The 12,709-nt window shown below is 43.2% G+C and carries 9 protein-coding genes; 5 read left to right on the top strand and 4 right to left on the bottom strand.

Annotated features, from left to right (window positions below; genetic code table 11):
• Positions 1-112: 112 nt before the first annotated feature.
• Positions 113-2,719, bottom strand: a complete 2,607-nt coding sequence (gene acnD / locus FTV31_RS05705) for a Fe/S-dependent 2-methylisocitrate dehydratase AcnD (protein WP_180013564.1) — start codon at positions 2,717-2,719, stop codon at positions 113-115.
• 749 nt (positions 2,720-3,468) lie between these two features.
• Between acnD and FTV31_RS05700 the strand changes: the two genes are divergently transcribed.
• From FTV31_RS05700 to FTV31_RS05690, 3 genes are all read left to right on the top strand, one after another.
• A complete protein-coding gene (locus tag FTV31_RS05700) occupies positions 3,469-5,631 on the top strand; it encodes a multicopper oxidase family protein (RefSeq protein ID WP_180013562.1) in 2,163 nt (720 codons plus the stop codon).
• 115 nt (positions 5,632-5,746) lie between these two features.
• Positions 5,747-6,472 (top strand): folate-binding protein YgfZ, encoded by a 726-nt coding sequence (locus FTV31_RS05695; RefSeq protein ID WP_180013560.1) that lies wholly within the window; start codon positions 5,747-5,749, stop codon positions 6,470-6,472.
• Between the two features lie 273 nt (positions 6,473-6,745).
• Positions 6,746-7,543 (top strand): tetratricopeptide repeat protein, encoded by a 798-nt coding sequence (locus FTV31_RS05690; protein ID WP_180013558.1) that lies wholly within the window; start codon positions 6,746-6,748, stop codon positions 7,541-7,543.
• 73 nt (positions 7,544-7,616) lie between these two features.
• Here the strand turns inward: FTV31_RS05690 and FTV31_RS05685 are convergent, their stop codons facing one another.
• From FTV31_RS05685 to FTV31_RS05675, 3 genes are all read right to left on the bottom strand, one after another.
• Positions 7,617-8,543, bottom strand: coding sequence for an AEC family transporter (locus tag FTV31_RS05685; RefSeq protein WP_180013556.1), 927 nt, complete (start codon positions 8,541-8,543; stop codon positions 7,617-7,619).
• A gap of 58 nt (positions 8,544-8,601) precedes the next feature.
• Complete coding sequence (locus FTV31_RS05680) at positions 8,602-9,711, bottom strand: NADH:flavin oxidoreductase/NADH oxidase (protein ID WP_180013554.1); 1,110 nt, start codon at positions 9,709-9,711, stop codon at positions 8,602-8,604.
• Positions 9,712-9,815: 104 nt separating this feature from the next.
• Entirely contained in the window at positions 9,816-11,078 is a 1,263-nt protein-coding gene (locus tag FTV31_RS05675; protein ID WP_180013552.1) for a carbohydrate porin, read from the bottom strand.
• Positions 11,079-11,461: 383 nt separating this feature from the next.
• Here FTV31_RS05675 and mutM point away from each other — a divergent pair, with 383 nt between their 5' ends.
• Complete coding sequence (gene mutM, locus FTV31_RS05670) at positions 11,462-12,322, top strand: bifunctional DNA-formamidopyrimidine glycosylase/DNA-(apurinic or apyrimidinic site) lyase (protein ID WP_180013550.1); 861 nt, start codon at positions 11,462-11,464, stop codon at positions 12,320-12,322.
• On the top strand, positions 12,319-12,603 hold the full coding sequence (locus FTV31_RS05665; RefSeq protein ID WP_005237136.1) for a peptidylprolyl isomerase: 285 nt from the start codon (positions 12,319-12,321) through the stop codon (positions 12,601-12,603). Before mutM ends, FTV31_RS05665 begins: the two co-directional genes overlap by 4 nt.
• Positions 12,604-12,709 lie beyond the last annotated feature (106 nt).

Raw genomic sequence — 12,709 nt, 5'->3', positions numbered from 1 at the left:
TCTAATCAATTTCAACAACTTTAATCCACCCCAACCCTCCTTTAAAAAAGGAGGGAGTTCCCCTCTTTAGAAAAGAGGGGTTAGGGGAGATTTTTACTAGTAACTAGAAAAATTAAGCCACATTTCCTTCTAAAAAGTCCTGCGCAAAGCGCTGTAATACCCCACCCGCTTCATACACAGAAACCTCTTCTTCCGTATCCAGACGGCAAGTCACTGGCACTTCAATGGTCTGTTTTTTGCCATCTTCAGTCGCACGCTCAATCACCAGAGTCAAAGTTGAACGTGGCGCAATATTACCAATTACGCTATATAGCTCAGTACCATCCAGCTTCAAAGTTTTACGATCTGTACCCGGCTTAAACTCAAGTGGAAGTACACCCATACCGACCAGATTCGTACGGTGAATACGTTCAAAGCCTTCAGCCACAATCGCTTCTACACCTGCCAGACGCACACCTTTCGCAGCCCAATCACGGCTTGAACCCTGACCATAATCTTTACCTGCAACAATGATGAGCGGTTGCTTACGGTTCATGTAGGTTTCAATCGCTTCCCACATACGCATCACTTCACCTTCCGGCTCTACACGCGCTTTAGAACCTTGTTTGATGGTGCCGTCAGAACGTACCACCATTTCGTTATACAGCTTCGGATTCGCCAAGGTTGCACGCTGTGCAGTCAGGTGATCGCCACGGTGCGTGGCATAAGAGTTGAAATCTTCTTCAGGTAAGCCCATTTTCGCCAGATATTGACCCGCTGCTGAATCCAACACAATCGCGTTTGATGGAGATAAATGATCGGTGGTGATGTTATCGCCAAGGATTGCTAACGGACGCATATTTGCAAGGGTACGCGGTGCAGCCAAAGCTCCTTCCCAATATGGCGGACGGCGGATATAGGTACTTTGCGGACGCCAGTCATACAGTGGACTTGCTGCCTGCTCACGCTCGCCCAGATCAAACATCGGAATATAAACTTTCTTGAACTGCTCTGGTTTTACCGATTCTTTCACCAAAGCATCAATTTCTTCATCCGATGGCCAGATGTCTTTCAGGTAAATCGGATTGCCATCTTTGTCTGTGCCTAGTGCATCTTTTTCAATGTCAAAACGGATCGTACCGGCAATCGCATAAGCCACGACAAGCGGTGGAGATGCTAAAAATGCCTGCTTCGCATATGGATGGATACGGCCATCGAAGTTACGGTTACCGGATAATACTGCTGTGGCATACAGATCACGGTCTATAATTTCCTGCTGAATCTTCGGATCAAGTGCACCGGACATCCCGTTACAGGTGGTACAAGCATAAGCCACAATACCAAAGCCCAGTTTTTCCAGATCTTTTAGTACGCCTGCTTCTTCCAAATACAACGCCGCTGCTTTAGAACCCGGAGCAAAAGATGATTTCACCCACGGTTTACGCACTAAACCAAGTTCATTAGCCTTACGTGCCAACAAGCCTGCTGCCACGGTATTACGTGGGTTTGAAGTATTGGTACACGAAGTAATTGCCGCGATGATGATTGCACCATCTGGCATTAAGCCATCCGTACGGTTTTCTACCACACCCGCAATGCCTTTTTCTTTCAGGTCAGATGTTGATACACGCGCATGTGGATTGGATGGACCAGCGATGTTACGGGTGACAGTCGATAGGTCAAAACGCAATACACGTGGATATTCTGCCTGAGTCATTTCTGATGACCACAGGCCAATCTCTTTCGCATAGGTTTCAACCAGTTTGACCTGTTCAGATTCACGACCAGTCAGCGTCAGATAATCAATGGTGTTCTGATCGATATAGAACATGGCTGCAGTTGCACCATATTCCGGGGTCATATTGGAAATCGTGGCACGGTCACCGACTGACATGCTGTCTGCACCTTCACCGAAGAATTCCAGATAAGCACCAACCACACGTTCTTTACGCAGGAATTCGGTTAGAGCTAAAACAATATCCGTTGCGGTAATGCCCGGCTGACGCTGTCCTACCAGTTCGACACCGATAATGTCTGGCAAACGCATCCATGATGCACGGCCCAGCATCACGTTCTCAGCTTCTAATCCACCAACACCGACTGAAATCACGCCTAGCGCATCCGTATGTGGAGTATGCGAGTCAGTCCCCACACAGGTATCCGGGAATGCCACGCCATCACGGTTCTGAATGACTGGTGACATTTTTTCCAGATTGATCTGGTGCATGATGCCGTTACCCGCAGGAATTACATCGACATTTTCAAACGCAGTTTTAGTCCATTCAATAAAATGGAAACGGTCTTCATTGCGGCGGTCTTCTACCGCACGGTTTTTCTCAAATGCATCTGGGTCAAAGCCGCCATATTCTACTGCCAGCGAGTGATCGACAATCAGCTGGGTCGGCACCACTGGATTGACTTTAGACGGATCACCGCCTTGATCGGCAATCGCATCACGCAGACCGGCAAGATCGACCAGTGCTGTTTGCCCTAAGATGTCATGACACACTACACGCGCCGGATACCAAGGAAAATCATGTTCCTGTTTACGCTCAATCAATTGGCGTAAAGACTGTTCTAAAATCGCAGGGTCGCAACGGCGTACCAGCTGCTCGGCCAGCACTTTAGATGTATAAGGAAGTTTGGCATATGCGCCTGGCTGAATATCTTCTACGGCTTGACGCACGTCATAATATTCCAGCTGGGTACCTTGCAACGGTTTCCGGTAGTTATTGTTCATAGCTTGCCTGCCCTCTTTCATTACTCTTTTTATTCATCAAAATATCTTGATGACTTGTTTTTTAATAAAGGCATTGTACGCTGTCGAAAGTCCATTTCCCAAATCTTATAATTTTCAAAAGCTTAAATACTAAAAATGGTATTTTTACCAAAATTACTGACCCATACTTTAGAATTTTGACTCTAAATTGCATTTTTTCTGAAAAATAGGCCTAAATCTGTCTCATTCTTTAGTATGAGATGTTGATAACAGCATAAAAAATAATCAATTTCTTGGAATGAGTTTAAGGATAAATTTCATATGAAATCAAAGCTTAGAATTTTTTAATTTTAGAAATAGCTCATTTAATAAAAAACTGAATCTATATTTTTTTATTTCAGTGTTAAGCATAACTCTTAACCGAAAATGGTAAATTTCATTGCAGATATGGCTCGACGAGTTTAGGCGAAAAAAATCATTTTTCAGGTTAGACATACCCCGAAATAAGTTACATTCTCAATTCCATATATTTTTTAAGACTTTCTTACAATTTTAGAAATACGTTAAATATTTATAGGACAATGATTCATAAACATGAGCTTATAAAACGCATCCCTATCTAAAATACTTTACACACGTCATTTTAGCTTACCGTCTGTCGCCCTCCCCCTAATTTGGTGATAACAGTCTGTATCTCAACTTTGTAAATCTACCCTCGAATTACTTCACAACAACAACACTCATCACAAAAGCACATAAGGGTGATTACAATGATACAACTCGCCATTCTTGGTATCGTTGCTGCAGTGATCGCTGTACTGGCAGCAAGCTGGAATGGAGGTAAAAATCCCTCCAATCCTAAACCGCCAACTCCCAACAACCCTAACCCACCTACCACTCCCAATAATCCCAACAATCCACAACCTTCTCCAACAGCACCCGATACTTTGATTAGCAATCCGCCCCTATTGCAAAAAAATTCCAAGGGCACCCATGAACTGATCGTCGCTTATAAAACCGGCAAGATTTACAATCCGAGAAATAGTACCTGGGATCAACTGTTCGTCAGAGGTTATCTCACTAATGCCAGCTTGTTTAACAAGAAAAAAGCTGGAGAGTCTGTTGAAGACCTTTTAGTCGGTCCACAGATTCGGGTCAAACAAGGTGAAACCCTGAAAATTAACCTCAATAACCAGCTTCCACCTGAACAGAAAGCCACCTGCCCAGACAAAGTGGATAATGTGAATGATCCACATTGCTTTAATACCACCAACCTGCATACTCATGGCTTCTGGGTAAGCCCTCAAGGCAATAGTGATAATGTTTTCCTGAAATTTAAACCTCAGGAAAAATTTGACTATCAGTACAAAATGGAGCCGAATCATCCGGCAGGAACCTACTGGTATCACGCTCATCTGCATGGCTCAACAGCTATTCAGGTATCGAGTGGTATGGCAGGCCCATTAATTGTAGAAGGCTCAAGAACACCAAAAGTGAAAAATGGCAAAGTCACTGAAACAGGCGATATAGACATTTTATGGAAAGAAAAAAATAGCTATCCAAATGAAAACATCCTATTGTTCCAGCAAATTCAATATCGATGCTCTAACCCTGACCCGGATGTAAAATTTGACACTCCCAATAATTGCGAAGGTAAAGGCTTAGGATTACTTGAAGATTATACAGATATCGCTAATCCTGGCTCTTGGGCCGGCCAGAACTTTTATACGTCTATCAATGGTAAAGTTTTAGGAGAGATTAAAGTTGAACAGAATGCTTTTAATCGCTGGCGCATGATTCATGGTGGTGTACGCGACACCATTGGTTTGATTATTAAAGAACTGCCAAACTCCAGTAAATTTAGCGCCGCAGACACCCTTAAAGCCTGTCTGGCATATCAGGAAGCAGATCCAAAAGAGTTTAATGAGAGTTTAAAAAGCTTACCTGTTTATACGATTGCTCAAGATGGTTTGACCATGACTCAGGTACAGCGCAGAACACTGTCTGTGTTCCAGCCTGGTTATCGTCATGATGCAATGGTTACCTTCCCAACCACCAATAAATACTGTATTTATGACTCCAAATTAAATATTGAGGATGAAGTGAATGCACCGATCCCAACGGGTCAAATTACTCCTCAACTAGCTCCAAACCACCCTTTCAATGCCCAACTACTGGGATGGGTCAATGTACAGGCAAGCAAAACAAAAGCGCAGACTCCTGCCCAGTTCCTGCAAGAGCGCGCGAAAAAAATTGGTTTAAGCAAAGAGATTCAGACTCAGTTATCCAAACTTGATCTTACTGCCTTTACCGATCATCCATCCCTAATGACTCCTGCAATTGACAAGCTGGTCGCTTCCAGACCAAAACAGTACAGTAAATTTGAACTGGCTTTCGCAAATGGTCTTAAATTTGGCTTCCGCCATAAAGAAGATGGTGACTTACTCAGTTTTGGAGATGCATTTGATGGCGAAGGATCAGTCGGTCGGACACATGCCAAAGATCCGGATCGTGAATATGTACGTCAGTTACAAATTGGGCAGACGGATGAATGGGAACTGACGACCGAAGCTTTTGGTGGCCATCCTTTCCATATCCATGTTAATCCATTCCAGATTGTTAAAATCTTAAAAACTGTCACTGGTCCTAATGGCGAATCTAAAGAAGTTGATGTGAGTGAATTAGCGCCTGATGATAATGACACAGATGATGTGCAATATCGTGGCATGAAAGGACAATTCAAAGATACCCTGTTTATCAAGGCGAATTATAAATTTATTCTTCGAAGTCATTACAAGAAATTTGAAGGCGATTTTGTACAGCACTGTCATATCCTCGATCATGAAGATCAGGGCATGATGGAAACGGTACGGGTCTGTGGAGGCAAATTCCCTTGTGATTCACCTCTGCCAACCTCATCCCATCATCACTAAATAGCCACTCCTGGAAAAGCCAACGATCCCGATTGTTGGCTTTTTTGTTTGCCTCTATTAAATGCTTGCTGCACAATAGCTTGATTGATTTTTAGTATTCAAACTGAGGCTGATCATGGCAACATCTCCTGCTTTTACCTTATTTACGCTGAATGGAGTAGATGCGCAAAAATTCCTTCAGGGTCAAGTTACTTTAAATGTCGAAACTCTAGCTGAAAACCTGACTCGCTATACAGCGATCTGTAGCTTGAAAGGACGTATCCAGTTCGGCATCTGGCTGAAAAAAATTAATCCGGAAAGCTTTGAAATTGTCAGCCCTGAAGATCAGGCAGCAGAACTGGCCAGCCACATTAAAAAGTTTGGCGCTTTTTCAAAAATGAAACTGGAACAGGTTGGCCCGATTTATCCAGTCATCAATGACATCCAGACTGATTTTGTTGAAACTGCAACGGATGTTGCCCTTTGGCAACAGCAAGCCATTGCCTCAGGTCAGGCCTGGATTCAGGCGGCTACTGCGACCCTGTTCCAGCCACAGGAATTGCGTCTTCATCAACGTGAAGGCATTCACTATGACAAAGGTTGTTATCTGGGTCAGGAAGTAATTGCACGCTTATGGTTTAAAGCCAAGCCAAAACACTGGCTGCATTTGATTCAAGGTACAGGCGAAGCACCTGCTATTGCAAGCAAGCTGCACAATGACGTCGAAGTAGTCAATAGCATTGGTACAGATGAGGGTTATCAGGCTTTGGTAGTTGCCAAACCTGAAGCATTGGCTGAGCTAGAAGTACAAGTTCTGGAATTGCCTGAAGCTTTAAGTGGTGATGTGGCACGTCCACAATAATAACCTGTTATCTTGATGCAAAAGCCAGAATTCAATTCTGGCTTTTTTATTTTTATTAGGCTAAACAATTAAATAGACAAAGATTGACTGAATAAAACACACCTTAAACCGAGCACGCTTTTATTGATTCACCTCCTCTATGATTCTCAAATAATTTGTAATTAGTCACATATTCAGTATTTACAAAGCCTGAAATCGTCTTATGATGTAGATGAAAACGACAAAAATCGCACCATGGGATTAGGTGTTAGAAAAATTAAGGTTATCGGAACAATGAAAAAATTAGTACTTGCTGCAATTCTTGCAGTGTCCAGCCAATTTGCCCTCGCAAACACTTCAAATGCCCCAGTCGACCCTCAATTTGCCAAAATTGAAGAGATGGTGAATGCCAAGAATTTCAAGGGTGCCTACGATGCTTTAAGCAAACTGGCCAGCCAGGGAAATGCACAGGCTATCTATAACTTAGGCTATTTAACGCAAACTGGCCAAGGCACTGCCAAGGACGAAAAAAAGGCTATTCAGCTATATGAACAGGCCGCCAGCAAAGGTTATGCAGTGGCCAACTATGTACTGGGCAAGAATTATACCGGTGGTACTTTAGGTCTTAAGCAGGATTTGAGCAAAGCCAAACAATACCTGGAACGCGCATCGGCAGCCAATTTCGATGAAGCGACGGTAGATCTGGCTGTACTTTTATTTGCTGAAGGCAAAACAGCTTCTGACCAGCAGGCTTTGAAAAAATTACAGCCTCTTATTAGCAAGGGTAATATGCCGGCCATTCATGCTAAAGCCTTATATGACATCAGCAACGGCTTTAAAACCAAAAATGAAAAGCCAATCCAGCAAGGCTTGAGCAGTATTCAGGATCTGGCGAAAAAAGGCTATGTCCCTGCCCTGATGGCGATTGGCAATATGTTTGCCAACGGTAGCATTGTTGCGCAAAACCTGCCTGAAGCGAAAAAGATCTTTGCGGCCCTAGCACAGGAAAATATTCCTAAGGCCAGAGAATCTCTAGCAGCAGTGGATAAAATGATTGCTGAACAGAAAAAAGCACCTGCCAAAAAAAGTTGATCAGGTCTGATCAAAATAAAAAAGCTCCTGTTGGAGCTTTTTTTATGGGCTATAGATTTATAAACCAGCGTGTTTAACTCCACCACAAAGTAATAAGTCCACTGGCAACCACGAAACCTGCGATAGTACTCATCAATAAAGGGGTTAAGGTTCGCTCATTAAGGACGTATGCTTGTCCTAACATACCAAAAATCGTTGGCATAGGCAGTGCTGCGATCAAAGTCCCGGCATAAATCATTTCCTGACTTAGCTGAGTCAGTCGACTCAGACTTAGATACATCAGGATCGGCATCAGGATATTGCTGGAAAATACCAAATAGAAACTTTGCAGATTCACATATTTCAGGCTCATGCCCACGATTCCGCCACCAATCGCAAACAGCGCCAAAGGTGAGGCAGTCTGTCCAATCATGGCAAAGACCTGGTCCAGATAAATTGGCAAGCGAATTTCAAAAATCGCACAGGCCATACCCAGCATCACCCCCATAAATAAAGGGTTCTTGAACAGCATTAGAATGGTACTTTTCACAAGACTACCCAGATTGGCTTGATGTTGGGTACCGAGTGCAGCCAGGATCAACACCATCGGAATCAGGATCATGCTTTCAATGATGACCACCAATGAGGTATAGGTCATTGCATGCTGTCCCACCAATAAAGTGAGTACTGCTGTACCAATCAATCCGGTATTGGACATCGCTGCCCCCAAGGACAGAACAGCACTATGCGAAGAGGTATTCCGGAACTGACGGTGCATCAGCCAGAAGCTGAAACCATAAAGTAATAAAGTGACAGAGGTATAGACCGCAAAGTATTCAAAATACCAGATTTCATGCAGATCTTTAGAGGCTAAAAACTGGAAGAACAGTAACGGTAAGGCCACTTTGATGACAAAGGCCCCTACCATTTCGACCTGTTCTTTTTTTAGAATTTGACATTTCACACTCAGGTAACCTAGTGCCAATAATAAAAATATGGGCACAATTACCGCAATAATCATATGAAATATCCTGTTGTTTGAGATGCGTTATTATAAGCCTTTCTAAGAAAAAATAGCCTTAAAACGATTCAAACAACTGATTTAAGCCATGCGGTGCAGAACGTAAATATTGTGGAGAAATTGCTATTTTTTCATCCAGCGTTACTGCGGCATGCCAAGGCCAGCGTGGATCATAAAGCAAGGCACGTGCAATCGCGATCGCATCAGCCTGTTTATACTCCAGTATGCCTTCTGCCTGCTGTGCATCGGTAATCAAACCCACAGCAATGACTGGAATATTCACGTCCTTTTTAATCGCTTCAGCAAAAGGGACCTGATAATTCGGATGCACATCAATTTTCTGATCGACGTGTAAACCTGCACTCGAAACGTGAATGTAGACTGCACCCAGTTTCTCCAGAGCTTTGGATAGTTCAACTGAAGATTCTACATCCCAACTTTCTACGCCATCCATCCAGTCCGTTGCTGAGATACGAACACCAATTGGAAAACCGTCTGGTACTGCGGCTTTAATTGCTTCAAATACTTCAAGTGTCAGACGAATACGGTTTTCAAACGAACCGCCATATTGATCCTGACGATGATTTGATAACGGTGACATGAACTGATGCAATAGATAACCATGTGCTGCATGTAGTTCAATTAATTCAAAGCCTGCTTCAACCGCTCTCTTGGCACTGGCTGCAAAATCCTGAATCACTTGCTGGATTTCATCAACACTTAAAGACTTGGGTGGATGTTCATGAGCCTGGAAAGGAATATCACTGGCAGAGACAGTTTGCCAGCCGAGTGAATGATCTGGGGCGAACTGCCCTTTGCCACCCCAAGGTTTATCTGTAGAGGCTTTACGGCCTGCATGTGCAAGCTGTATTGCAAAAGGCATAGGAGAAATTGACTTGACCTTTTGCAATAAGGTTTTGATCTGACTGGCCTGCTGGTCATTCCAAAGCCCTAAATCGGCATAACTGATGCGACCTTCAGGTTGTACAGCGGTGGCTTCCACAATGCAAAGACCTGCACTGGATAAGGCATAATTGGCCCATTGTTGTTCATGCCAGTAAGTGATTTCACCTTGCTCGGTTGCAGAGTACTGACACATCGGGGCAATCACAATTTTATTTTTAAGTTGCAATGATCCAAACTGAACCGGCTGAAATAGTAGTGACACGCGGTATTCCCTCTTTTTGTGAAGTGGCTTTTCAGAACTTTTTACCAAAAAATAAAAAACAGGCTCTGATGAGCCTGTTTATTTATAACGTGATTAAATTCTTTTTAGAAGATCACTCGTGTAGTCAAACCTAACACCAATGCATTATCCACTTGATTGCTAGACCCCGGATTTATAACGTATTGCAGGTTTGGACGTAGCATCAGCCATTTTGTTGCGTTATAGCTGTAGTTGAGTTCGATATTGTATTCGGCACTCGCATCATAAATTGGACGTGAATCTGCAAAGCGGTCATTTACATGTACACGGTTAACCGCTAAACCCAATATATCATTCGGCTGGCTATCCACCAGACCAATATATTTCAGACCCAACTGTTGTGAATTATCTACTTTATTGGTATCACGATCATGCCAGGTAAAGTTAGCGAATGAGTGTAAACCCTGACGGTCATTACCCGTTGAAGTCAATTGCTGCTCTACAGCTAACCAGCCCGCAAAGGTGCGGTTTTTTCCTTCACCTGTCGCAACATCTTTCTGGTTGGCAACATCATCAGCAGTGTTATACATACCGCCTACACGATAGCTGCCAGGCAAACCATTTACCAATGATTTTGGTGTCCAGATTACTTCTGCAGGAATGGTCACACCATCAGCATTGTCGGTATCCAGACTCCAGCCCTGACCTTCGGCTTTGGCATTACCATTATCTGGATTAAATTCATAAACACCGACTTGTACAGCAACTTCAGGATTTAACTGCTGTTTTACACGTGCACCCCATTGTGCGACTGGGGTATTCATCCAGATATTGCCCTGCCATTTACCCATCTGCGCAGCACAAAATGCTGTACTGGCAAAATCACAGGCCATCACGTTAAAGTCCATACCCAGACCCAGACGACCAGCTTTAATGCTCAGGCCTTGATCCTTATAGTTCTTTTCAATTGAAAGTTCGGTTAACCGACTGTCCTGGTTACCACGGCCAAATGTTCCTTGAACATTGGCCCATTGAGCTGCATCACCTTGTAAATCACGTACCGATGTACTTTGTCCCTGACGTGCAGTCGCAACTGCACGAACAGTTACGCCATCCCAGCCAGCCAGTTTTTCCATGTCTAACTGTGTACCTAACCATAACTGTGCAGAAGTTAGAGGATCAGCCCCTTCATTACGTCCGCCATCAGCTAGATACGCTGTATCTGTCAGCAAGTTTGCTTCAAATTTGACACCTTGTTGAGCAAGTTCAGTACGTTTTCCATTCCAGTCACCTAACAGGTACTGTCCTTGAGGATCAAATGCAGATTCAGCCTGAGCGGAGGTCATGGCTGCCATCAATGGCAATAAAGCTAGACTTAACTTTTTCATATAAAACCTAAACATATGGAGAGAGTAAAGGCAGCCTGATGCATGCCCTATATGACTTGATACAGAACGTTACATAACTTTTCACTTAAAAACGCAGCAATTTTTTTATTATTGGTAAAACTTTAAGTTATAAGAAAAGATATTTTATATAACAATAAATTCTACATAATTTATATTTTTCAGTAAGTTAAATACGAAGAATCAACCCATATATTTCCTATTTTTATTATTTGAATCTGAAACCTGCTCAATATTAAAGTTTATTTTTTAACCAAATGTTAAAATATTTTTGAATGTTCTGCTTATAACTTCTATTCAAACAGGACTTGCATTCAGACTTAAAACGCCCAATATTAGCCTCATGATATTAGCTGCTAAGTGTTATGCCTGAATTACCCGAAGTTGAAACCACCAAAACCAGCCTCCTTCCCCTTCTTAATCAGCAAGTGCTAAAAGTTGAAGTGCGTCAGCCTAGTTTACGTTGGCCGATTCCTGATGACCTCGCGCGTCTGCAAGGACAGCGCCTGATTCAGCTTACGCGTCGTTCCAAATATATTCTGGCGCAATTTGAACAGGATACGATGCTCTGGCATCTGGGTATGTCAGGCAGCTTTCGCTTGTGTGAAGCCAATGAAGAATTGCGCAAGCATGATCATCTGATTATCCAGTTTGAAGAGATCCAGCTGCGTTACCATGATCCGCGCCGTTTCGGCTGTATTCTCTGGTTAGATGCTCAATCACAAAGCAAACTGATTGATACGCTTGGGCCGGAGCCATTAAGCGATGCTTTTAATGCCGAATATCTATTTGAAAAACTAAAAAATAAAAACGTTGGCACCAAAGTTGCAATTATGGATAACCATGTCGTGGTCGGCGTAGGCAATATCTATGCAACTGAAAGCCTGTTCAATATGGGTATTCATCCAGCCCAGCCAGCCTCAAGTTTGAGTTTCGAACAGATTGAAAAACTGGTGGTTGAGATCAAGCGTATTTTAAAACAGGCGATTGACTTAGGTGGTTCTACCTTACGCGACTACACCAATGCTATGGGAGAAAATGGTTATTTCCAGCAGACGCTGTTGGCTTATGGCCGTGCAGGAGAAATGTGCGTGAACTGCGAAACGACACTAGAAAATATCAAGCTCGGCCAGCGTGCATCCGTCTATTGTCCTGAATGCCAGCCGCTGAAAAAGGTAAAGCTTTCATCCAAGCGTGTGGCTGCTGTACGAGGTAAGAAATCATGAAGACTGCGATTGTCCGTCATATTCTGGTGAAGGATAAAGATACTGCGGAACAGCTTAAGAAGAAGATTCTGGCAGGTGCAGATTTTTCTAAGATTGCCAAACAATATTCGACCTGTAACTCTGCCAAACGTGGTGGTGAACTCGGTGAAGTAAAAAAAGGCCAACTCGTTCCAGTGATTGATAAACTGGTCTTTACTGCTGCAGAACATGTTCTGCATGGCCCAGTCAAAAGTCAGTTCGGTTTTCATTTGGTCGAAATTAAGTTTCGGATGGATTTTTAATTTTATAAATCCCTCCCAACCTCCCTTTAAGAAAGGGAGGAGTCCCCCTTTGAAAAAGGGGGATTTAGGGGGATTAAAAAAACGGCACACTCAGCGCCGTTTTTTT

The organism is Acinetobacter sp. YH16031 (assembly GCF_013417335.1).
Lineage (GTDB): Bacteria > Pseudomonadota > Gammaproteobacteria > Pseudomonadales > Moraxellaceae > Acinetobacter.
This window is presented reverse-complemented; position numbering and strand designations above follow the sequence as displayed.

Excerpts from the sequence above, each read along its gene's own strand:
- FTV31_RS05700 (WP_180013562.1), top strand. The coding sequence starts at position 3,469 with ATGATACAACTCGCCATTCTTGGTATCGTTGCTGCAGTGATCGCTGTA.
- FTV31_RS05690 (WP_180013558.1), top strand. The coding sequence starts at position 6,746 with ATGAAAAAATTAGTACTTGCTGCAATTCTTGCAGTGTCCAGCCAATTT.
- FTV31_RS05665 (WP_005237136.1), top strand. The coding sequence starts at position 12,319 with ATGAAGACTGCGATTGTCCGTCATATTCTGGTGAAGGATAAAGATACT.
- mutM (WP_180013550.1), top strand. The coding sequence starts at position 11,462 with ATGCCTGAATTACCCGAAGTTGAAACCACCAAAACCAGCCTCCTTCCC.
- FTV31_RS05685 (WP_180013556.1), bottom strand. The coding sequence starts at position 8,543 with ATGATTATTGCGGTAATTGTGCCCATATTTTTATTATTGGCACTAGGT.
- acnD (WP_180013564.1), bottom strand. The coding sequence starts at position 2,719 with ATGAACAATAACTACCGGAAACCGTTGCAAGGTACCCAGCTGGAATAT.
- FTV31_RS05675 (WP_180013552.1), bottom strand. The coding sequence starts at position 11,078 with ATGAAAAAGTTAAGTCTAGCTTTATTGCCATTGATGGCAGCCATGACC.
- FTV31_RS05695 (WP_180013560.1), top strand. The coding sequence starts at position 5,747 with ATGGCAACATCTCCTGCTTTTACCTTATTTACGCTGAATGGAGTAGAT.